The organism is Sphingomonas sp. P4_G3, from assembly GCF_056401105.1.
On the sequence record NZ_JBFUJZ010000011.1, the window covers coordinates 1 to 22,768 of the forward strand.

General features: G+C 65.5%; 16 protein-coding genes and 1 tRNA gene. 11 read left to right on the plus strand and 6 right to left on the minus strand.

The window, feature by feature from the left end; genetic code table 11:
• The first annotated feature begins 210 nt into the window (after window positions 1–210).
• The 3 genes from AC1DQQ_RS19675 to AC1DQQ_RS19685 all read left to right on the plus strand — a co-directional run bounded on the left by AC1DQQ_RS19675 (window position 211) and on the right by AC1DQQ_RS19685 (window position 3,720).
• Window positions 211–297 (plus strand) — tRNA-Leu (locus AC1DQQ_RS19675).
• A 616-nt stretch (window positions 298–913) separates the two neighbouring features.
• Window positions 914–1,735 carry an alpha/beta hydrolase gene (locus tag AC1DQQ_RS19680; RefSeq protein WP_478046486.1) on the plus strand — a complete coding sequence of 274 codons (822 nt, stop codon included), beginning with the start codon at window positions 914–916 and terminating at the stop codon, window positions 1,733–1,735.
• Between the two features lie 65 nt (window positions 1,736–1,800).
• On the plus strand, window positions 1,801–3,720 hold the full coding sequence (locus tag AC1DQQ_RS19685; protein ID WP_478046488.1) for an NPCBM/NEW2 domain-containing protein: 1,920 nt from the start codon (window positions 1,801–1,803) through the stop codon (window positions 3,718–3,720).
• A gap of 207 nt (window positions 3,721–3,927) precedes the next feature.
• Here the strand turns inward: AC1DQQ_RS19685 and AC1DQQ_RS19690 are convergent, their stop codons facing one another.
• The 4 genes from AC1DQQ_RS19690 to AC1DQQ_RS19705 all read right to left on the minus strand — a co-directional run bounded on the left by AC1DQQ_RS19690 (window position 3,928) and on the right by AC1DQQ_RS19705 (window position 9,067).
• Window positions 3,928–5,250, minus strand: coding sequence for an MFS transporter (locus AC1DQQ_RS19690; RefSeq protein ID WP_478041222.1), 1,323 nt, complete (start codon window positions 5,248–5,250; stop codon window positions 3,928–3,930).
• Between the two features lie 28 nt (window positions 5,251–5,278).
• Complete coding sequence (locus tag AC1DQQ_RS19695) at window positions 5,279–6,073, minus strand: 2-keto-4-pentenoate hydratase (RefSeq protein WP_478046490.1); 795 nt, start codon at window positions 6,071–6,073, stop codon at window positions 5,279–5,281.
• Between the two features lie 85 nt (window positions 6,074–6,158).
• Window positions 6,159–7,592 carry a mannitol dehydrogenase family protein gene (locus AC1DQQ_RS19700; RefSeq protein ID WP_478046491.1) on the minus strand — a complete coding sequence of 478 codons (1,434 nt, stop codon included), beginning with the start codon at window positions 7,590–7,592 and terminating at the stop codon, window positions 6,159–6,161.
• Window positions 7,589–9,067, minus strand: a complete 1,479-nt coding sequence (locus tag AC1DQQ_RS19705; RefSeq protein WP_478046493.1) for a UxaA family hydrolase — start codon at window positions 9,065–9,067, stop codon at window positions 7,589–7,591. The genes AC1DQQ_RS19700 and AC1DQQ_RS19705 overlap by 4 nt, the downstream gene beginning before the upstream one ends.
• A gap of 96 nt (window positions 9,068–9,163) precedes the next feature.
• On the opposite strand from AC1DQQ_RS19705, the gene AC1DQQ_RS19710 reads away from it, so the two are divergent.
• The 7 genes from AC1DQQ_RS19710 (at window position 9,164) to AC1DQQ_RS19740 (ending at window position 17,252) form a co-directional block, all read left to right on the plus strand.
• Window positions 9,164–10,198 (plus strand): LacI family DNA-binding transcriptional regulator, encoded by a 1,035-nt coding sequence (locus AC1DQQ_RS19710; protein ID WP_478046551.1) that lies wholly within the window; start codon window positions 9,164–9,166, stop codon window positions 10,196–10,198.
• Window positions 10,199–10,281: 83 nt separating this feature from the next.
• Window positions 10,282–11,724 (plus strand): glucuronate isomerase, encoded by a 1,443-nt coding sequence (gene uxaC / locus AC1DQQ_RS19715; protein ID WP_478046495.1) that lies wholly within the window; start codon window positions 10,282–10,284, stop codon window positions 11,722–11,724.
• A gap of 18 nt (window positions 11,725–11,742) precedes the next feature.
• Window positions 11,743–12,585, plus strand: a complete 843-nt coding sequence (gene kduI / locus AC1DQQ_RS19720; RefSeq protein ID WP_478046497.1) for a 5-dehydro-4-deoxy-D-glucuronate isomerase — start codon at window positions 11,743–11,745, stop codon at window positions 12,583–12,585.
• Between the two features lie 206 nt (window positions 12,586–12,791).
• Window positions 12,792–13,547 (plus strand): 2-dehydro-3-deoxy-D-gluconate 5-dehydrogenase KduD, encoded by a 756-nt coding sequence (kduD, locus tag AC1DQQ_RS19725; RefSeq protein ID WP_478046499.1) that lies wholly within the window; start codon window positions 12,792–12,794, stop codon window positions 13,545–13,547.
• 124 nt (window positions 13,548–13,671) lie between these two features.
• Complete coding sequence (locus AC1DQQ_RS19730) at window positions 13,672–14,679, plus strand: sugar kinase (RefSeq protein ID WP_478046501.1); 1,008 nt, start codon at window positions 13,672–13,674, stop codon at window positions 14,677–14,679.
• Window positions 14,666–16,237, plus strand: a complete 1,572-nt coding sequence (locus tag AC1DQQ_RS19735; RefSeq protein WP_478046503.1) for a carboxylesterase/lipase family protein — start codon at window positions 14,666–14,668, stop codon at window positions 16,235–16,237. The genes AC1DQQ_RS19730 and AC1DQQ_RS19735 overlap by 14 nt, the downstream gene beginning before the upstream one ends.
• 1 nt (window position 16,238) lies before the next feature.
• The gene (locus tag AC1DQQ_RS19740) at window positions 16,239–17,252 is read left to right on the plus strand and encodes an alpha/beta hydrolase (protein ID WP_478046505.1); all 1,014 of its coding nucleotides are present in this window, start codon (window positions 16,239–16,241) and stop codon (window positions 17,250–17,252) included.
• Between the two features lie 257 nt (window positions 17,253–17,509).
• On the opposite strand, the gene AC1DQQ_RS19745 is transcribed toward AC1DQQ_RS19740, so the two are convergent.
• The gene (locus tag AC1DQQ_RS19745; RefSeq protein WP_478032537.1) at window positions 17,510–17,932 is read right to left on the minus strand and encodes a cupin domain-containing protein; all 423 of its coding nucleotides are present in this window, start codon (window positions 17,930–17,932) and stop codon (window positions 17,510–17,512) included.
• Between the two features lie 203 nt (window positions 17,933–18,135).
• On the opposite strand from AC1DQQ_RS19745, the gene AC1DQQ_RS19750 reads away from it, so the two are divergent.
• Window positions 18,136–21,084 carry a TonB-dependent receptor gene (locus AC1DQQ_RS19750; protein WP_478032536.1) on the plus strand — a complete coding sequence of 983 codons (2,949 nt, stop codon included), beginning with the start codon at window positions 18,136–18,138 and terminating at the stop codon, window positions 21,082–21,084.
• A gap of 131 nt (window positions 21,085–21,215) precedes the next feature.
• Here AC1DQQ_RS19750 and AC1DQQ_RS19755 read toward each other — a convergent pair whose 3' ends face one another.
• Window positions 21,216–22,748 carry a DUF885 family protein gene (locus tag AC1DQQ_RS19755; RefSeq protein WP_478046507.1) on the minus strand — a complete coding sequence of 511 codons (1,533 nt, stop codon included), beginning with the start codon at window positions 22,746–22,748 and terminating at the stop codon, window positions 21,216–21,218.
• Window positions 22,749–22,768 lie beyond the last annotated feature (20 nt).

Below are 22,768 nucleotides of genomic sequence, written 5' to 3' on the forward strand. Positions count from 1 at the left end.
CCCATAGAATACCCTGATTGGGAGGCCGGGTGGGGGAGCGGGCCGGCACCGCGAAATGCGCCCGCGGCGCATTTCCAAATAGATTCTAAGACGCTCAGGGGTCGGGCGCTGGACGCGCCGCCCGATAAACTCCGGTTGCGTCGCACAGATCGCTTTGCTAGGGGCGCTCGCCTGCCAGCCAGCGGCCCCGTCCGATGGCATCTAACACGTGCGGCCGTGGCGGAACTGGTAGACGCGCAACGTTGAGGTCGTTGTGTCCGAAAGGACGTGGAAGTTCGAGTCTTCTCGGCCGCACCACTCTCCCTCGCAAGAGGTTGAAACTAAAGAGAAAGCCTGGCGATCTTGGCTGGCTTGACGCTTTCGCCCAGCTGAGCTTTACATTCTCGTTCACCGATATGATTGGCTGGAAGAACTCGGCGACGGCGCGGCCGCGCTCGCGCTGCGACGCGCTATCGAGCGCCACATCGTTTGACACGCCCTCTAATTATGATAGCGCTACCTAAAATGTAGCGCGATTGTTGCAAGCTACGCGCCGCGGGCCATCGAGCGGAGAGGGTCGGAACGAATTGCGGTATCCTTCACCGGCGCGGGGATGGCCCCAGGCAGCGGAATCCAGACATTCCGGTCTGTCACGACCACCAGCAACAGCTGCCAGATCGCACAGCGCGCGTTGGATGACCGCGGGCCGGGACTCGTCGCGATGGACGAGCTTCTTTCTTGTCCCCCGGCACTAAAAAGGGATTTTCTCATGAGGCTTTCCAGACGCGATCTCGTGGCATCGTCCTTGGCGCTCGCAGGTGCATCCGCGATGGCGTCCGCGAGGGCCGACACGGGAAGCGGACTCCCTGCGACGGGATCAGGCGAGATTATCGAGCTATGGCCGCGTCCGCCCGCCGGCGCTCTGCATCCGGGTATGACCGAAATTGTCGAACAGAGCTCGTCGGACCCGGCCTATAGCAGCCGGCGTATCAAGGGCGTCTCCAGGCCTCGCGTCATCGCTTTCCCGGCGGCCCAACCGAACGGTTCGGCCATGCTGCTCATTCCCGGCGGCGGCTTCGCCTGGAACTATTTCGAGCATGAAGGCTATCGTGTCGCCGACATCCTCAATCGTGCCGGCATTACTTGTTTCGTTCTGATCTATCGCCTGGCTCAGGACGGGTGGAGCAATCCGGCGAGCGTTGGTCCAGCCGACGCTCAGCGCGCGATGCGCGTCATCCGCGCCCGCGCCACGCATTTCCATGTCGACCCCGACCGGGTCGGCGTCATGGGGTTCAGCGCAGGCGGCTTCCTGACCGCCACCCTGACCACGCGGCATTCCGCATCATTCTACGCTCCCGTCGATGCCGCCGACCAATTGAGCGCGCGGCCCTTCCTCACGGCACCGATCTATGCGGTCCAGACGGTCGACCCGGCTTACGCTTATGACGGAGTGGCGCCGTCGCTTTTTGGTGGGTCGCCAACCGCGGCACAAATTCGCGAATGGTCGCCTGATCTGAACGTCACGCCGGCGGCCACACCCGCTTTCCTGGTGCATGCCGAAGACGACGGCACCGTGCCCGTGGCCAACTCCGTACGACTGCGCGACGCGATGGTCGCGTCCAAGATTACGGTGGAGACCCATTTGTTCGCCCATGGCGGTCACGGCTTCGGCGTTGGCGGGCGACCAGGCGCACCCGACGGCCTGTGGCTCCCGCTTTTCCTCAATTTCGCACGGCAACAGAAACTCTTTCCGTGAATCCGTCGCGACAATATTCGTCTAATTATCTATTATAATTACAAAAAATCGACAGTGGAGGTGTCATGAAGCGGTTTGTTCGTTGGACGTCCTTCGGCGTTCTGTCGGTATCGCTACTGAACGGAGCAGCTTATGCTTCACCCGATCCACTGGCACCGACCGCTCGCTGGACCGCCGTTACCACCGGACAAGCGGCAACCCCGCCAATGGGTTGGAACTCGTGGAATGCCTTTCACACAGGCGTCATCGAGGCGGGCGTCCTGGATTCCGCCAAGGTAATCGTTGACAGTGGCTTGGCCAGAAAGGGCTATCGCTACATCAACCTCGACGATGGCTGGTGGCTGAAACGGCGCGCGACGGATGGCCGCATGATGGTGCGCACCTCGACCTTTCCCTCCGCGGCCGTTGGCGGACCCGGACAGGACAGTTTCAAGCCTTTCACCGATCATCTTCACGCCATGGGCCTGAAGGCCGGCATCTATTCGGATATCGGCGCCAACACCTGCTCGCAGGCCTTCGCACCCAATGCACCGAACATGCCCGAGGGTAACGTCGCCGAGCGCGAGGTCGGTCTATATGGTCATATCGATCAGGACATTAAGCTCTATTTCGGCGATTGGGGCTTCGATTACATCAAGGTCGACGGCTGCGGCATCCGTGCCTTCGGCCCCGACAGCCAAGGCGTCAAATCCGGCCAATACCGCGCGCTCGGACCGTTGGTCGACATAATGGAAATTCGCCGCACCGACATCTCGGCGGTTCGCGATCTCTACCAGCGGGTTGCCGACGCCCTGCATCGTACCAACCCCGATGGCGACTATGTTTTCTCGATCTGTGTTTGGGGATCGGCCGACGTCCGCGCCTGGGCTAAAAACGTGGGTAATCTTTCGCGGACCAGCGATGACCTCACGCCCAGTTGGACGCGGATGCTGGCCAATTTCGACAGCACGGCCAACCGCGCGCTTTATGCGCATCCCGGTTCGTGGAACGATCCCGACATGCTCTTTGTCGGCCAAGGCGACTTTGACGAGCATCATCTGACCGAAGCGAAATCGCATTTCGCGCTGTGGTCAATGCTGTCGGCGCCGCTTTTGATCGGATACGACCTGAGGCACGCGCCGCAATCGCTGATGGACATTTTCGGCAATAGCGACATCATCGCGATCGATCAGGATGCCGCGGGAAATCAGGCGGTACTGGCCTATGACACCGATGACGTGCAGATCCTGGTCAAAGTGCTCGGCAATGGCCACAAGGCGGTGGCCGTCTTCAACCGTGGACTCGCTCCCGCCGATGTGACCTTGACGGCCGAGCACATGAAGTTCGCCGGGACCTCCCCGGTTACGCTCAGGGATCTGTGGAGCGGCGCCACGCTTCCCGCCTTTTCCGGCGAATTGAAGCTCCATCTCGACCCGCGTGAGACACTCATCTTCGATGCGGCGGGCACGCCGGCCCTGGCGGATGGCGTCTATCTTTCGGAAATGCCGGGGCGGGTGAACCCAGCCGTTGATGGCGTGGTCGTCCCGCAACCGGACCCCACGATCCATCGCATGATCACTCCATGGGGTAGCACCGCCGATACCGGCGAACCGCCCGCTTATACCGGATGGGGCGGCGCGCAGGCCGATGCCACGCCCTATCGTCAGGCATTACGTGTCCATGGCGCGATGTACCGAACGGGCCTGGGCGCCCTTTCCAACTCCCGGTTCGAGATCAAGGCGAATGGCGAATTCCGTAGCTTCGTCGCTGATGTCGGCGTCGATGATTCGACATTCGATACCGACGATGTCGTGACCTTCTCCGTCTATGGCGACGGGAAACTGCTGGCGACCTCAACACCGGCGCGTTTTGGCCAGGCCGTACAGACATTGCGCGCCAAGATTGCCGGCGTGAAGATCGTCGAACTGGTAGCGCGCGGCAAATCCACCAAGAACAAGATGCCGACGGTCGTCACATGGGGCAATGCGGCGATGCTCAGGAACTAGTCCGGGTAATCGGCACGAACCGGATTGGAGCGTCCGATATTGAGCGCGCCCACCTCCTCGTTGGCGGGGGAGGATATGCGTGTCGCGGCCGGTTAGGTGCTCTGGATGCGGCTTCTGACTTACGGCGCCAAATTTGGACCCAGCAACTCCCGCAACTGGTGTTGATCCAGTCCTTCTAGCGGCCGGCACGTGCCGGCCGCGACGGGGTCAGGCCGGCACGTCGACCCGCGCCAGCTTCGGGCTGAGCAGATGGACCACGCCGATCGCGATCAGATAGACGCTGCCGGCGACCGCGAAGATCAACGTGTAGCTGTGCGTCGTCTGCAGGATATAGCCGGTGAACTTCGCCATCCCCATGCCGCCGATCGCGCCGACCGTGCCGCCGATGCCGATCACCGACCCGACCGCGGCCCGCGGGAACATGTCCGACGGGATGGTGTAGAGATTGGCCGAGAATGCCTGGTGCGCCGCCGTCGCCAGCCCGACGATCCCGACCGCCAGCCACACGCTGGCGGCATATTGCGCGAAGAAGATCGGCATCACCAGGAAGGCGCAGACCAGCATGGTGAGCTTGCGTGCCGCATTCGCGCTATAGCCGCGCTTCATCAGGGTCGAGGACGACCAGCCGCCGGCGACGCTGCCGATATCGGAGATCAAATAGATCGCGACCAGCGGCGGACCGAAGTTCTTGAGATCGAGATGATAGGTCTTGGCGAGGAAATCGGGCGTCCAGAACAGGAACAGCCACCAGATCGGATCGATCAGGAACTTGCCCAAGGCATAGGCCCAGGTTTCGCGATAGCCGAGCAGCTTGAGCCAGCCGATCTTTTGCGGCGGGTCGGCGGGGTCGCTCTCGATATAGGCAAGCTCGGCCGCCGACACGCGGGGTTGCTCGCGTGGGCGGCGATAGATCGCGATCCAGGCGACCAGCCAGATCAGGCTGAACACGCCGGTCGAGATGAACGCCATCCGCCAACCGTAGGCCAGCGTGATCATGGGCACGATCAGCGGCGTGATGATCGCGCCGACATTCGATCCGGCATTGAACACACCGGTAGCGAAGGCGCGCTCCTTGGCCGGAAACCATTCGCTGACCGCCTTGAGGCCGGCGGGGAAATTGCCCGATTCACCGACGCCGAGCACGAACCGCGCGCCGTTGAATTGCATCGCCGGCGAAATCATCGTGCCGAACAGCTTGAACGGCCCGGTGATGAGGCCGCACAAGGTGTGGCCGGCGGTCCAGATCACGAACGCGATCGAGTAACCGATCCGCGCGCCGACCATATCGACGATCTTGCCGAAGCTCAGATAACCGATCGCATAAGCGACCTGGAACCAGAAGACGATGTCGGCATAGGTGGTTTCGTTCCAGCCCAGTTCGGCTGAAATCGTCGGCTTGAGCACGCCGATCATCTGGCGATCGACATAGTTGATCGCGGTCGCCGCGAACAGCAGCCCGCAAATCACCCAGCGATAGCGGCCGACCCGCATATCCACCCGTCCGGCGTCCGGCATCCCGGTCGTCGCCATCGTCTCTCTCTCCCTCGAAAGTGACCTCTTAACGGGCCTTGATCGTGCACTCGACCGTCAACCGGTCATCGAATCTCGCCTCGACGCGGTCGCCGATGCGCACCGGGTGTACCCCAGTTACCGCGCCGGTCGATATCCATTGTCCGGCCTCCAGCGCGATACCGCGCGCGGCCATCAGCTCGAACAGGAAACGCGCCGCCCCGAATGGCCCGTCGAGCATCGTCGCGGTCGTGGCCGCGCCGGCACGCTCGCCCTCGATCCATGTTTCGACCGGCCAGGCGTCGAGGTCGATGTCGCGCCAGCCCTCGACCGCCGCGCCGACGATCAGGCCGTTATTGTTGCCAAAATCGGAAATGGTGACTGGCGCGCCGTGATCGTTGATCCCGGGAAACGGCGAACTGGCAATCTCGATCCCGACATGGACCGCATCGATCAGCGCCCGCGCGTCGTCGATCGTATAATGGTGTTTGGCCGGATCGGGCGCGGTGCCGATGCGCAGCAGGAATTCGGCCTCGGCGGCGGCGAAACCGTCCGCGAACACCGGCATCGCGATCGGCGAACCGTCGGCGATGACGACCTGATTGGTGAAGATCGGACCGGCCAGCCGGTCGACCGCGCCGATCGGCGGATTGATCCGCCCGACTTTCCATCCGGCGACTTTGCCCTCGGTCAGCGCCAGCGCGGCGTCCTGCACGGCATAGGCATCGTCGAGCTCGGCCGGCATGTCGCCGGGATAATCGGGCAGGGCGTGGCCGTCGCGGCGCGCGCCGACGAACGAGCGCGCAATACGCGTGATATTGTCGACGTTATCGTCTGGCTGCACCGCCGAACCCCTCCTCGCCCTGATGGCATTCTTCCTGGTCGACTGCGTATGGGAAACCGGTGTCAATGACAAGCCCGGCAACGTGTCAGGCGTGCATCTCGGCTGGAATTTCGCCGCGAAAGGCGGCGTTCGCGGCGGTTTTCAGCAGTGCGACCAGCTCTGCGTCGCCTTCGATCGCGGGCGGAAAGCCCAACCCCTCGTCGATCAGCCCTTCGACCACGCGAGCAGGCGTTTCGGCCAAAGCCAGCGCGGCAAGACGGTCACCCGCCGGATCGATGATTCTGCTACCCGCCCGCGCCCGCTGCATGAGAAATGCGACCCAGCCGCCCAGCGCCGCGACGACATGGCGCGGCATGCGCCCGGCCGCGCGATTGGCGAGCAAGGTATCGCCGAGCCGATACGGCAGCTTCTGCGATCCATCCTGCGCGATCTGATCGAGCCGGTGGACGATCGCCGGATTGGCGAAGCGCCGCAGCACCGCATCGGCATAGGTCCGGAGGTCCAGCCCCGGCACCGGGGGCAGCATCGGAATGATATCCTCGCGGATCATCGCATCGACGAAGCGCGCCAGCAGGGGATCGCCGATCGCCTCGGCAACGCTGACATGACCGCGCAGCAATCCGGCATAAGCAAGCGTCGAATGCGCGCCGTTGAGGATCCTGAGCTTGGCGCGCTCATAGCCGCCGACATCGGCGGTGAGGGTCGCGCCGACCGCGCCAAGATCGGGCAGCGCGCCGACATCCTCGATTACCCATTGCGCGAACGCCTCGCGCTGGACCGCGGCGCGATCCTCGACGCCCAGCGCCGCCGCGACATCGGCATAGAGCGCGTCGTCGGACGCCGGAGTGATCGAATCGACCATGGTCGACGGCACGGACACTTCGCCCGCCACCCAATCGCCCAGCGCCGGGTCGAGCCGCCTGGCGAACGCCACCAGCGCAGCATGGAGCTTGGCGCCGTTCGCGGCGAGATTGTCGCACGGCATCGGCACGAATGGCGCGATGCCGCCGGCATGCCGCGCCGCCAGCCCGGCGACGATCCAGCCGATCACGCTGGTCGGGACGGCCGGCCGCGCCAGATCGTGGACGATATCGGGATGGCCGAAATCGAGCGTTCCGTCCGCCGCCAGGCAATAGCCTTTCTCGGTCACCGTGGTGGTGACCAGCCGCGTGTCGGGCGCGGCGAGCAAGGCCAAGGTCCGCGCCGCGTCCTCCGGCCCCAGGAACTCTTTGTGCGCGCCGATCACGCGCAGGCTCGACTCGAGGTCGCGAATGGCGAGCGTGTAAAGCCCGTCCTGCTCCGCCAACGCCTCGATCGTGCCGCGGCTGCGCAGCGACACCGCGGCGATTCCCCAGCGCGGATCCTGGTCGAGCAAGCGGTCGACATACGCGGCCTGGTGCGCGCGATGAAAGGCACCCGGACCGAAATGGACGATCCCCGTCGCGACCGGGCCGCGCGTACGCGGCGCGGATATCCCCATCGGCAGCCCGGCCAGGGCAGCGCGCGACAACCGGGTCACAGGGTCACTCCGCGCTTCCAGATCGCGATTTCGCGCTCGCCATTGCGTTCGGCCGCGGTCGGCTCGCCCGAGGCGATCGCGCAGAGCCGCTCGGTCAGCGCCGCCTCCATCGTCTCGAACCCTCGATCGAGCACCATCCCCGCATCGAAGTCGATCCAGGCCGGCTTGCGCGTGGCGAGATCGCTGTTCGACGATATCTTGATCGTCGGCACCGGGAAGCCGAGCGGCGTGCCGCGCCCCGTCGTGAACAGGATCGCGGTCGCGCCCGCCGCCGCCAAGGCGGTCGACGACACCGCGTCATTGCCCGGCGCCTCGAGCAGGGTGAGCCCGTCTTTGGCGACGCGCTCGCCATAATGGATGACGTCGGCGATCGGCGCGCGGCCCGCTTTCTGCACCGCGCCGAGCGACTTCTCCTCGAGCGTGGTGATGCCGCCGGCAATGTTTCCGGGGGATGGATTTTCCGACACCGGCTCGCCGTGATCGATGAAATATTGCTTGAAGTCGTTGACCACGCCGACGACGCGGCCAAACACGTCTTCGTCGGCGGCGCGGTTCATCAGCATCTGCTCGGCCCCGAATATCTCGGGGATTTCGGTCACGACGACGCGCCCGCCCGATGCCGTGACGCGATCGCTCATCCGGCCGACCAGCGGGTTCGCGGTCAGCCCCGACAAGCCGTCCGACCCGCCGCATTTGACCCCGAGCACCAGGTCGGCGAGCGTCGCTTCCGACCGTTCGCACTGCGCTTGTGCAGCCAGTTCCTCGACCAAGGCGACGCCTTCCGCGACCTCGTCGCCGGCCAATTGCGTCGCCAGCGTGCGGATCGCCGGGCGGCGCCATTCGGGAATGGTCTCGACCAGCTTGGCGATCTGGTTGTTCTCACACCCCAGGCCGAGGATCAGCACGCCGCCGGCATTGGGATGGCAGGCGAGCGAGGCGAGGATCGCCCGCGTCCCGTCGAGATCCTCGCCGAGCTGCGAACAGCCGAAGGGATGCATGAAGGCATGGACGCCATCGACTTTGCCGGCCAGCGCCGCCTCCGCCCGCGCGGCGATCCGCTCGGCGGTCCGCGCGACGCAGCCGACCGTCGGCAGCACCCAGATTTCGTTGCGCGTGCCGACCCGCCCGTCGCCGCGGCGATAGCCCTGGAAGGTGGCGTCGCCCGGCGCGAGATTGGCGCGCGGCGTCGGCGCATAGGTATAAGCCTGTTGTCCGACGAGGGCCGTCGCGACATTGTCCGAATGGACATGTTCGCCCACCGCGATCGACGCGGTCGCGCGCCCGATCGGGAAGCCATATTTGATCACCGCATCGCCCGCCGCGATCGGCGCCAGCGCGATCTTGTGCCCGCGCGGAATCGCCATCGCGGCGGTTACCGGCGCACCATCGGCGACCACCGCCTCACCCGCCGCCGCATCGGCCAGCAAGGTCGCCACATTGTCGTTCGGATCGATCCGAACCGCGTTCGCCGTCATCTTTCGCCTTCTTGAGTAACCGGTGTCAGCTCTGCCCGCCCGGCGGGCCGGAAGCAAGGCTAGCCCAGTAGCGCGCGGCTCGCTATGCCTGTGACGATGGAAAAGACCGGCCAGCCGACGATCAACGATGTCGCGCGCATCGCGGGGGTGTCGAAGAAAACCGTCAGCCGCGTCATCAACCGATCCCCGCTGCTCAACGACGATACGCGCAAGAAGGTCGAGGACGTCATCGGCCAGCTCGGCTACGTCCCCAATCCGCAGGCGCGCGCGCTGGCACTGCGGCGCAATTTCCTGGTCGGGCTGGTCCATGACAATCCCAATGCCCAGACGGTGATGAACGTCCAGCAAGGCATGCTGGAAGCGATCCACGACAGCGAATTCGAAATGGTCGTGCGTCCGGTCGATCGCGGGTCGGCGACGATGCTCGAGGATCTGCGCCTCTTCCTCGAGCGTCAGCGATTGTTCGGCGTGCTGCTGATGCCGCCGATCAGCGAGAATGACGCGGTTGCCAAATTGTGCAGCAATCTCGGCTGCCGCTACGTCCGCATGGGCTCGGCCGAACTCGACACGCCCGAACATATGGTCGCGTCCAACGACCGTGAGGCGGTGCACGAGGCGACGCAATATCTCATCGCCCAGGGCCATCGCCGCATCGGGCTGGTCGCCGGCCCGCACGGCTTCCGCTCGGCACGCGAGCGCCGGCTGGGGTTCGAGGACGCGATGCGCGACGCCGGCATCTCGCTCCCGCGCAGCATGATCGCCGAGGGCAATTATACCTTCGAATCGGGGCTGATCGCGGCCGAGCGCCTGCTCGACGTCGTCCCGCGTCCGACCGCGATCTTCTCGAGCAACGACGAAATGGCGGCGGGCGTGATCCATGCCGCGTGCCAGCGCGGGTTGATCGTGCCGCGCGATCTGTCGGTGATCGGGTTCGACGACACGCCGATCGCCGCGCATATGTGGCCGCCGCTGACCACCGTGCGCTGGCCGATCGCCTCGATGGCGCGGTCCGCCGCGCTCAAGCTGATCACCGGGATCGCCGACAATGACGACGATTCGAGCGTCCCGGAACCGTCGATGTTCCTGTCGACCCTGATCCGCCGCGGGTCGGTGTCGCCACCGGTCGATTGAACGCGTCGGGAGCGGTTGAACTATTAGGTGACACCGGTTACCAGAGCCCCGCTCGACAGAAGCGGGGAGGATGGAGAAGGCTGATGGCTGGCACGCTGGAATTACACCCCGATCGTCTGTTTCCCGCCGATCCGGGCACGCGGTCGATCGCCCGCAATCTCTATGCCGCCGTCGCCGATTCGCCGATCGTCAGCCCGCACGGCCATACCGACCCGGCCTGGTTCGCGACTAACGACAAATGGACCGACGCGACCACCTTGTTGCTGTCCCCCGACCATTATCTCTATCGCATGCTCTACAGCCAGGGCGTCGATCTCGACGCGCTGGCGATCCCATCGCGCGCCGGCGTGCCCGCGACCGATCCGCGTGCCGCCTGGCGGCTGTTCGCATCGCATTACCATCTATTCCGCGGCACGCCGTCGCGGCTGTGGCTCGATCATGTCTTTTCGGTGGTGTTCGGGATCGACCGGGAACTCGACGCCTCGACCGCCGACACCTATTTCGACGCGATCGGGGAGAAGCTGGCGAGCGACGCCTTCCGTCCGCGCGCGCTGTTCGACCGTTTCCGGATCGATTTCCTGGCGACGACCGAGGGTGCGCAGGACGATCTGTCGCACCATCATGCCATCCGCCGCTCGGGCTGGGGCGGGCGCGTCGTTACCACCTATCGCCCCGACGGCGTGATCGACGTCGAGCATGAGGCATTCAAGCCGGCAATGGCGCGCTTCGCCGAGCTGACCGGCGAGGACGTCTATGACTGGCAGGGCTATCTCGCCGCGCATCGCAAGCGCCGCGCCGATTTTCGTGCGGCCGGGGCCACCGCGACCGACCATGGCCACCCGACCGCGGCGACCGCCAATCTGTCGCCAAGCGAGGCCGAGCGCCTGTTCCGCACCATCGTCACCGGCACCTGGACCCCGGCCGATGCCGAGCTGTTCCGCGCACAGATGCTGACCGAAATGGCGGCGATGTCGGTCGAGGACGGGATGGTGATGCAGATCCACCCCGGCTCCTGCCGCAACCACAATGCCGGGCTGTTCGCCAGCCATGGCCGCGACAAGGGCGCCGACATCCCGACGCGGACCGATTACGTCCATGCGCTGAAGCCGTTGCTCGATCGCTTCGGCAATGAGCGCGATCTGTCGATCATCCTCTTCACGCTCGACGAATCGACCTATGCGCGCGAGCTGGCGCCGCTGGCCGGCCATTATCCCTGCCTCAAGCTCGGCCCGAGCTGGTGGTTCCACGACAGTCCCGAAGGGATGCGGCGGTTCCGCGAGATGACGACCGAGACCGCCGGTTTCTACAACACGGTCGGGTTCAACGACGACACCCGCGCTTTCCTGTCGATCCCGGCGCGCCACGATGTCGCGCGGCGCGTCGACTGCGCCTTCCTCGCCAGACTGGTCGCCGAGCATCGTCTTCACGACTGGGAAGCGGCCGAGCTGATCCAGGAACTGACCAGCGGCCTGGTGCGCCGCGCTTACAAGATCGATGATCCCCATTTTGCCGCGCGTGCGGCCTGATTCCCAACGGAGAGTTTCATGTTCGACCGTACCTATTACGCCACCCATCCCGACATGATGGAGTGCGTCTCCAATGAGGAACTGCGCGACCGCTATCTGATCCAGGGCCTGTTCCGCGAGGGCGAGTGTGTGCTCAACTACACCCATGCCGACCGCTTCGTGATCGGCGGCGTCGCGGTCGGCGGCGCACCGGTCAAGCTGCCCGCGCAGACCGAGCCGCCCTCGGCCGTCGGTCATCCGTTCCTCGAGCGGCGCGAACTCGCGATCGTCAATGTCGGCACGGTCGACGGCAAGGTCATTGTCGACGGCGAGGAATTCACGCTCGGTAACAAGGACTGCCTGTACGTCACGATGGGCGCGACCGACGTCGAATTCGCCGGTCAGGGCGCGCGTTTCTATCTCGCCTCCTGCCCCGCGCATAAAGCCTTCCAGACGCGCAAGCTCGGGATCGCCGACGCCAATGCGCTCGAGCGCGGCAGCCTGCAGGAATCGAACGAACGCACGATCTTTCAGCTCGTCATCCCGGGTGTGTGCGACAGCGCGCAGCTGGTGATGGGCCTGACCGTGCTCAAGCCGGGCAGCGTGTGGAACACGATGCCGCCGCACATCCATGAGCGCCGCAGCGAGATCTATTTCTATTTCGAGCTCGACAATCTCGACACCGACCGCGTCATGCACTTCATGGGCGAAGGCGAGGCGACCCGGCACATCGTGATGCAGAACGAGGAAGCGGTGATCAGCCCGCCCTGGTCGATCCATATGGGCGCGGGCACCAAGGCCTATGCCTTCATCTGGGCGATGGCCGGCGAGAACCAGGATTATACCGACATGAACGTGCTGGATATCTGCCAGCTGGCGTAACGTGACTTCCCTCCCTGCAAGGGAGGGGCTGGGGGTGGGTGCCGAGCCGCAAGGCTCGGCGTCATCGCCAGCGAGCCGCGCGACGCTCCGCGCCGCGCACCCACCCATTGTCGGGTGGATCATGCTCCCAGCATGATCCAGAAATGTCCGGGGGACATTTCGACCCGATCAATCCCTCCCTTGCAGGGAGGGGAATGGATATGACAATGACCAATCCCTTCGACCTTTCCGGCAAAGTCGCGATCGTCACCGGCGCCAATACCGGCATCGGCCAGGCGATCGCGCTGGCGCTGGCCGAGGCCGGCGCCGATATCGCCGCCGTCGGCCGTACCCCTGCTCAAGAAACGGTCGAGAAAGCGCGCGCATTGGGCCGCCGCGCCGAGATCGTCTCGGCCGATCTGACGACGATCGAACCTGTGCAAAGAATTGTGGACGAAACGGTGGACAAGCTCGGCGGGCTGGACATCCTGGTCAACAATGCCGGCATCATCCGCCGCGCCGACGCGGTCGATTTCACCGAGGAGGATTGGGACGCGGTGGTCGACACCAACCTCAAATCGGTGTTCTTCCTGTGCCAGGCGGCGGGCAGGCACATGATCGCCAATGGCGGCGGCAAGATCATCAACATCGCGTCGATGCTGACCTTTCAGGGCGGCATCCGGGTGCCGAGCTATACCGCGTCGAAGAGCGGGATCGGCGGGCTGACCAAGTTGCTGGCCAACGAATGGGCGTCGAAAGGCGTCAACGTCAACGCGATCGCGCCGGGCTATATCGCCACCAACAATACGGCAGCGCTGCAGGCCGACGAAGTGCGCAACAAATCGATCCTCGACCGCATCCCGGCGGGGCGCTGGGGCGATGCGAGCGACCTGGGCGGGGCGGCCGTATTCCTGGCGAGCCGCGCGGCGGATTATGTCCAGGGGCATATTCTGGCGGTCGACGGCGGGTGGCTCGCGCGGTGATCTCGCCTCAGGCTCCTCGTCACCCCGGCCTTGTGCCGGGGTCCACGGAGCCGCAGACCGAAAAGCGTGCGGCTCTGTGGATGCCGGCACAAGGCCGGCATGACGGATTGGGGGAACGTAAGTAATGGGCAAACTCCTCGCCTTCGGCGAAATCATGCTGCGGCTCTCGCCACCGGGCCGCGAACTCCTCCTGCAAACACCCAAGTTCGACGTCTGGGTGGCGGGCGCCGAGGCCAATGTCGCGACCGCGCTCGCCCGGCTCGGTCACGAGGTCGGCTTCGTCAGCGCCGTCCCCGCCAACGATCTCGGCGATTCCGCCATCGCCACCTTGCGCAGCCACGGCATTGACACCAGCGGCATCCAGCGCCGCGGCGACCGGATGGGGCTCTATTTCGTCACCTCGGGCGCCGGCATGCGCGCGACCGAAGTGATCTACGACCGCGCGCATTCGAGCTTCGCCGAGGCGCCCACCGATGCCTGGGATTGGGACGCGCTGCTCGAGGGCGTCGATCGTCTCCATCTGTCAGGCATCACCCCCGCGCTCGGCCCGGTGCCGGCGCAGGCCGCGATCGCCGCGGCCGAGGCCGCCGCGGCGCACGGCATCCCGGTTTCGTTCGACGGCAATTGGCGCGGCAAATTGTGGGAGCGCTGGGACGGCAAGCCGCGCGAGATCCTGTCGCGGCTGGTCGCGCAGGCCGATTTGATGTTCGGTAACCATCGCGACATCGCCTTGCTGCTCGACAAGCCGTTTTCGGGCGATGGCGAGGACCGCCGGCGCGAAGCAGCCGACGCCGCCTTCGCCGCTTTCCCCAAGCTCCAGACGATCGCCTCGACCGCACGGCACACCGAGGATGTCGATCGCCATTTGTTGTCGGCGCGGATCGATACGCGCGACGCGCATGCACAATCGGCCGAGATCACGCTGGCCGGCATCGTCGACCGGATCGGCGGGGGCGATGCGTTCGCGGCGGGCGTCCTCCATGCGCTGCGCAACGGCGGAACCATCGACGATGCCGCGCGCACCGGCTTGGCGCTCACAGCGCTCAAACATTCGCTGCCGGGCGATGCCAGTCTGTTCCGCCAGGCCGATATCGACGCGTACCTAGCAGGGGGTCTGGATGTCCGACGCTGAAGGCTGGAGCCGTCGCACTCTGATCGGCGCCGGCGCCAGCGCCGGGGCGACGATGTTGTTGTCAAGCGCGGCGCGCGCGGTCGCGGCGCCCTATGTGCGCGCGCCGTCGGGCGATTTCGTCGGCGAAAGCGACCGCGGCGTCATTGCCTATCGCGGCATCCGCTACGGCGTCGCGCAACGCTTCCGCGCCCCGGTGCCCTATGCCGCGCGCGGCCAAATGCGGCAGGTGCAGAAATTCGGGCCGGTCTGTCCGCAATCGGGCAAATATCAGCCGCAATCCGAGGATTGCCTCTACCTCAACGTCTGGACCGCCGAGCCAAATCCGGCGGCGAAGAAGCCGGTGATGCTCTATATCCATGGCGGCGCCTATTCGAACGGCAGCGTCACCGATCCGCTCAACGACGGGCACAATCTCGCCGCGCGCGGCGATGTCGTGGTGGTGACGGTCAATCACCGCCTCAACGCATTCGGCTATCTCTATCTCGCGCGGCTCGATCCGCGCTTCGCCGATAGCGGCAATTGCGGCCAGCTCGATCTGATCCTCGCGCTCAAATGGGTGCGCGACAATATCGCGGCGTTCGGCGGCGACCCCAATCGCGTGATGCTGTTCGGCCAGTCGGGCGGTGGCGCCAAGATCGCCACCTTGACCGGCATGCCGGCGGCCAAGGGACTGTTCCATCGCGGGGTGACGATGTCGGGCCAGCAGGTCACCGCCTCCGGCCCGCTCCATGCCACCGACCGCGCGCGCGCCTATCTGCGCAAGCTCGGGGCGAGCGAGCGCGATCTCGGCCCGTTGCTGTCGGCACCGACCGAGAAACTGGTCGAGGCGCTGTCGGCCGACGATCCCTTCCTCGGCGGCGGGGTCTATTTCGGGCCGGTGCTCGACATGAAATGGCTCAATCGCCACCCCTTCTGGCCAGACGCCAACCCGCAGGGTCTGTCGATCCCGTTGATTCTGGGCAATGTCCATGACGAAGCGCGCGCGTTCATCCCGCCCGATTCGGACAAGGTGAAGGGCCTGACCTGGGGCAATATGCCCGATCGCCTCGCGCCCGAATTGCGCATCGATGCTTTGCCCGAATGGGTGGTGGCCGAATATCGCAGGCAATTCCCGACCTGGTCGCCGAGCGACGTCTTCTATGCCGCGGTCACTGCCGGACGGAGCTGGCGCGGCCAGGTGATCGAGGCGGAGGAGCGCGCCCGCGCCGGCGCCCCGGCCTGGGTCTATCAAGTGAACTTCGGCTCGCGCACCGACCCGCGCCGCGGCGCCTTCCACACGATGGACATCCCGCTGGCGTTCAGCACGCTCGACGCGGCGGGATCGCAGACCGGTACCGGGCTCGACGCGCGCGCGGCGTCGAAAGCGGTGCAGGACAGTTTCGTCGCCTTTGCCAAGACCGGCAATCCCAACCATCCGGGCCTGCCGGTCTGGCCGAAATACGATCTCGCGCGCCGCGCGACGATGGTGTTCGACGTCGACAGCCATATCGAGAACGACCCGCGCAAATGGCAGCGCGAGCTGTTCGCGCGCATTCCCTATATCCAGCCGGGCACCTGACATGACCGAGTTCGACCGCCGCACCGCCTTGTTCGCGACATTGGGCGCGGCGGTGGCGGCGAGCGGCGCAGCAGCGCAGACCGCGCTCCCGGCCGCTCCGGGCAACCTGCCGCTGACCCTGTCGCAGCCCGACGAGACGATCGACCTCTGGCCCAAAGGCGCGCCTGGCATGCCGGCCAAACCGCCGGTCGAGGTCACCACCGAACGCAGCAAGGACACCGCCAAGCTCAACGACCGCGCGGTCGCCGGCGTATCGACGCCGCGCATGGCGGTCTTCCGTCCCGCCAAGCCGAACGGCGCGTCGCTGCTCGTCTTTCCCGGCGGCGGGTACGTGCGGATGGCGATGGACAAGGAAGGCTATGAGATCGGCCGCCTGCTGGCCGCGCGCGGCGTCACCGTGTTCGTCCTGTTCTACCGCCTGCCCGGCGAGGGTTGGGCGAACCGCGCCGACGTGCCGCTGCAGGACGCGCAGCGGGCGATGCGGCTGATCCGGTCGCGCGCCACGAAATACCGGCTCGACCCCGACCGCATTGGCGCGATGGGGTTTTCGGCAGGCGGGCATTTGTGCGCCGACCTCGTGGCGCGGTTCGCGGCGAAGACGTACGAGCCCGTCGACGCCGCCGACGCGCTATCGGCGCGACCGATGATCGCGGCACCGATCTATCCGGTGGTGTCGATGGACCTGTCGGTCGCGCACGCCGGATCGCGCCAGGCGCTGCTCGGTCCCGATCCCTCGCCTGCGCTGATCGCGGCGCACTCGCCCGACCGCAACATCACGTCCGCCTGCCCGCCCTGCTTCCTCTGCGCGGCGGAGGACGACGCGACCGTGCCGGTCGAGAACAGCCTGTTGCTCCACGCAGCATTGCGCGCGGCCAAAGTGCCGGTCGAACTGCATCTGTTCGGCGAAGGCGGACATGGCTTCGGCCTGCGCGGCGTGGTCAGCAAGCCGGCTGCCGCCTGGCCGGAATTGTTCGTCACCTGGGCGAAGAGCCGCGGGTGGCTGGGCGCTATTTAGAGCGCGATGACGTGAGTTTGACCCGCCGTGACGGAGCGGATTTTGGCGCAGGGCGAGGAACGAGGAGCGGAGCGATGCAGAATGCATCGTGACCGACGAGAGACGCTGCTCTGCGCCAAAAGGCGCCCGCCGCTTTGCGGTTGCCCGGGCGCGCCCGCTGGTCTGCGTCGCGGTCCTTGCGCGTAGCGCCGCTACGCGCTGCACACCGCTCCTTGCCAGCGAACACGCCCGGGCAATCACGGCGGGTCAAACTCACGTCATCGCGCTCTAGCCCGCACCGCCAGCGGATAGCTGATGATCAGCGCCAGCGGGTGCTTGCCTTTCTGTCTTATCCCCATCGTCTCGCCGTCGAAGAAATAGATCGCCTGGCCCGCTTTCACCGGCGCAATGCGGTCGCCGGAGAACGCCTCGCCTTCGCCCGACAGCACGTAATAGACTTCGTCGTGCGCTAGCTTGTGCGCGCCGATCGCCGCGCCGACATGGAGAACGCGCTTGCGGAACTCCATCGCGCGGCCAGGCACCGCGTCGCTGTAACGATAGGCGGTGCTCATCCCGATATTGCCGTGCGGCGGCGGCTCGTCGCGCTTGACCGCTTCTCCGTCGATCACGACCATTCGGGGCGTCGCCGCCTCCTGCGTGAGCAACGCCGCTGCAGCCGCGATGGCGATACGTATTGACATGATTATCTCCTCGTCGCATGTCGTTGACACCGGTTACCAATAGACAGGTAACAGCGGCAAGACCGGTGGGAAAGCCGGCAGCCGTCAGGAGAGGGAAAAAGGGGCACACCACCCACAACCAACTCTCCAACCTGTTGCGCGGTCCGGCGGCACGCGGTGCAACAACCGGTGTCATGGCGACATGAGTCAGGGGAGAGACGATAATGCAAGACCGAGCGAAACCGTTGGCAGTGCGCATCGTGCGGATGGCGCAAGGAGGGTCGACCATCGCGCTCGCTTTCGGCCTGATGCAGCCGGGCTGGGCCTGCGCCGCCGACAAGCCCGCTACCCTACCGGCCGACCAGACCGCCGCAGCGGCGCAGGAAACCCCGGTGCCGGCCCCCACGGCCGCCGACCAGAGCACCGACGACAAGGCGTCCGATATCGTCATCACCGGCTTTCGCGCTTCACTCAACAAGGCGCTCGACCTGAAGCGCGAATCAGTCTCCTCGGTCGATGCAATCGTTGCCGAGGATATCGCCAAATTCCCCGACCAGAACCTCGCCGAATCGCTCCAGCGCATCCCGGGCATCTCGATCCAGCGCGACGGCGGCGAAGGCCGGTCGATCACCGTGCGCGGCCTGTCGGGGCAGTTTACCGCGGTCCGCGTCAACGGCATGCAGGCGCTGACCACGACCAGCGACGGCGCCAGCGCCGACCGCGAGCGCGCGTTCGACTTCAACGTCTTCGCGTCTGAACTGTTCACGTCGCTGGTGGTCAACAAGACCGCGGAACCGCAACTCGATGAGGGGTCGCTGGGCGCAGTGGTCGATCTCAACACCGGCAACCCGCTCGCGGGCAAGCCGGGGCTGACCTTGGCGCTGTCCGCTCAGGGCCAGTATAATGATCTGTCGAAGGACCTTGGCCCACGTGTTGCCGGGCTGATCGGCTGGAAATCCGATGATGGCAAGTTCGGTGTGTCGCTGTCGGCCGCCTATAGCAAGCAGGACCAGTTCGAACTCGGCAACAACAGCGTGCGCTGGGTTAACGGGCCGCGCTTCGACTCGGTCAACGGCGTCCCGTGCTTCTATACGTCGGCGACCAGCAACACCGCCGTGCGGAACACCGGCGGCACCTACACTAACGGACGCGTCGCGGCGTGCGACGCCGTCGCGCTGGCATTCCACCCGCGCATTCCGCGTTACGGCCTGATCGAGCATAACCGCGAGCGACTGGGCATCACCGGCAGCATCCAATGGGCGCCGACCGATCGCACCAAGATCTCGTTCGACGGCCTATGGTCGCGCTACAAGGAACTGCGCGAGGAGCGCTGGGGCGAGGTGCTGTTCCGCTCAAACGAGCGGTCGATCGACGTCACCGACTATACGATCGATTCGAATAATAATCTCATCAAAGCGACGATCAACGACGCCTGGGTCCGCGTCGAACATTATCAGCGCAAGCTCAACACCACCTTCTACCAGTTCAGCGGCAACTGGAAGCAGGACATCGGCGACAAGATCCATATCGAATTGCTCGCCGGCTTGTCGAAATCGGACGCCGACATCCCGCAGGAAACGACGATCATCCTCGATGACCGTGATGCGCAGGGGTATAGCTACGACTATACCAACATGAAGTCGCCAAAGCTGACCTTCGGTACCAGCGTCACCGATCCGACCAATTTCCAGCTCGCCGAGATTCGCGACCGGCCGTCGAACACGACCAACAAGTTCCGCACGGTCTCGCTCAAGACGACCTGGGACGTCGCCGACGGATTCAAGATCCGCGCCGGCGGGGTCTATCGCCGCTACGACTTCAACCTCTATGAAGCGGCGCGCGATACCGTCGTCTGCCCAACCAAGCCGGCCGCGGCGCCCGACGTCGTGCTGGGTACGATCACCTGTTCGGCGTCGAACGTGTTCGGCTCGGCGGCAGTCTACGGCTTCCCGGTGACCTCGGCACTGACCGAAGTGTTCAATCTGGGCAATGCCGGCCAGCCTGCGGGCAATACCAATTCGTGGGTGGTGGCGAACCTGCCCGCGGCCACCGCCTACACCAAGCTGTACTCACGCACCGCGGTGCCCAACCAGACCAACATCCGGTCGGTTCGCGAGACCGACAAGGGTTTCTACCTGCAGTTCGACGCCAAGGGTACTTTGCTCGGCCTCGACTACGCCTTCAATGGCGGCGTCCGCTATGTCGCGACCGACCAGTCGTCGACCGGTTATAATAGCGGCACCCTGGTGACGGTGCAGCGCAACTACGATGACTGGCTACCCTCGTTCAACGTCGCCTTCTACCCGGCGAAGAACCTCATTCTCCGCGGCGCGATCAGCAAGGTGATGACGCGCCCGAGCCTCGGCAATCTCACGCCGGGCGGGTCGGTCGACGGATTCAACTACAGGGTCAGCTTCGGCAACCCGTTCCTCGATCCGTTCCGCGCCACCGCGCTCGACGCCGCGGCGGAATGGTATTTCGCCAAGGAATCGGTCCTGTCGGTCGCCTTCTTCCAAAAGAACATCCAGAGCTTCCCAATCTCGACGACGCGCACCGGCACGTTCGCCTCGACCGGCTTGCCGTTGTCGGTCATCCTGGCGAGTTCGCCGGCGGCGTCCAACCCCGAGGGGCAGCTCTGGACGATCTCGACGATCGGCAACGCCTCCGGCGGTCGGGTGCGCGGCGTCGAGATCGGGTTGCAGGGACCGTTCCGCTTCCTGCCCGGCTTTCTGCGCAACTTCGGCGGGATCGCCAACGTGACGCTCATATCGAGCAACATCAACTATAACGTCAACGGTCCGGCAACAGTACCCAATGGCGGCTATGCAGGGTTCGTCACGTCATCGACCCTCTACGGCCTTGCCAAGCGTTCGCTCAACGGAACGCTCTATTATGACGATGGCAAGTTCAGTGCGCGCGCGTCGATCGCCTATCGTAGCGGGTTCGTCGACAACGGCTCGGCCACCGGCAATGTGCTCGAGGGCTATGACTCGATCACCAATGTCGACGCGTCTATCCGCTACAAACTCACCAAGAATTTCGAAGTTTCGGTCGAGGGCACCAACCTGACCGACGCCTATCGCTACCGCTACGTCGATCTCGAGGCCGACCGGAACTACGAGAACAATCACTTCGGCCGCACCTTCATGTTCGGGCTGCGCTACACTCACTAAGCCGGGGCTGGTTTGCTCCACTAAGGGCGCCGGCTTCTTCATGAGGCGGCGCCCGATCTGTTTCCGGGCGAGCGACATGACGATCAGCCGTCATTCCGGGGAACGCTCGCCGGGGTCGCCCTTGGGACAGGCTATCCGCTGATCGGTCGCCCCGCCGTCCGCGCGGCCAGCCGCCGATCGAGCGATGACAGGCGCAAGCGCCCGTCGGCGACCGCCGCCCGATGCCGCCGGGCTAGTCCAGCGACTGAACCACGACCGCAGCGATCCGCTAGTGCCAGCCAGGCGAGCGCTTCTCCGACGCGTGCGCCGGGTTCCAGGCACACCCGCTCGATGTCCTGATCGAACGTTGCGAAAAAGGCTGGCTCGCCTTGCATCTTCTCGAGCGTCTCCCGCGCTTCCCTGACGGACCATCGCTCGGCATGAATACCAGTATCGATGGCCGATCTGCCCAGGCGGAACATCATCCAGTGCAGAAAGCCGAGCCGCGCGCGGTCGTCGCCGGTGAAGGCACCCTGCCGCGCCATCAATTCCTCGGCATAAATCGCCCAGCCTTCGGAGAATCCCGCCGTATATTCAGTGCGTAAAGCATGCGCGCGCGCGTGCGTGTCGAGCGGCATCTGCACCATATGACCCGGCAGCAATTCGTGATGGACCACGCTGGCCAGGCTCCAGTCGGGCCGGCGGCGAATGTCGGACAGATCGACGAAATAGCTGCCGGGCGCACCATCGGGCGACGGCAGGACGCGATAGCCGCTTTTTTTCGCAGCCTCTTCCGCCGATGTCATTCGCCGCACGGCGACGTTCACGCATTCCGGCGGGAGCGACTCGAACAGGCGCGGCAATCGCCCCCGTGCGCGGCCCAGCCAGCGGTTCATGTCGGCAACCGCGCGATCGCGGCCGCTTTCGCTGTCGGCATAGAGGAAGCGCGGATCGCGAAAGGCGGCGTGGAAGCGCTCGCCTGTCGTCTTGCCGGCATAGCCCAATCGCGCGAGCAACTCGTCTGCTTCCGCCGCCACGTCCCGCGCCTTGGCCATCACCCGGCGATGGATCGCCGCCGCGTCGCGTCCGCCGAACTGGCGATCGATCAACAGGCCGAAATAGTCGGCGCCGTGCGGCAGCCGACCGACTCCGGGCTCTCCGGCCCGCGGCGCCAGCGACGACAACAATAGGCGCTGCTCCGCCAGCGCCGTGGCAACGGCGCCGGTGGCGCCGGCTGCTGCTGTCGAGAGGCCGGCGACGGTGCGGTCGAGGGCATCGCGCGGCAGGATAATCCCGGCCGCCGCCGCCTCGCGTACGGCAGCGCTATCGGTCGCGATGCGGTCTGCGGCATCGGGCGCGGCGAGGTCGCGCCATGCTCCGCTGGACGGCGTGATCGAATAGGGACTTCGCCCCAGCCGCCCGAACGGCATGATCGCCGCGATCCGCGCGTCGATCGCCAGCCCCTCGCGCGCCGCCTCGAGATCGAGCAGCGCGCCGGGCGACAGGCCCTGCTTGTCGCATCCCTCCAGCTTTTTCAGCTTGGCGGCGGGGCTGTCGAGCTTCGCCAACCCGTCGAGCGTCGCACGCAGCGCGGCATCCCGATCACCCGCGGCACGGGCCAAGGGCAAGACCGCCACCGTCGTGGCCGCTGTCGCCCCGGCCAGGAAGCAGCGCCGCCCGATCATGCTCCTTTCCCTCGATCCTT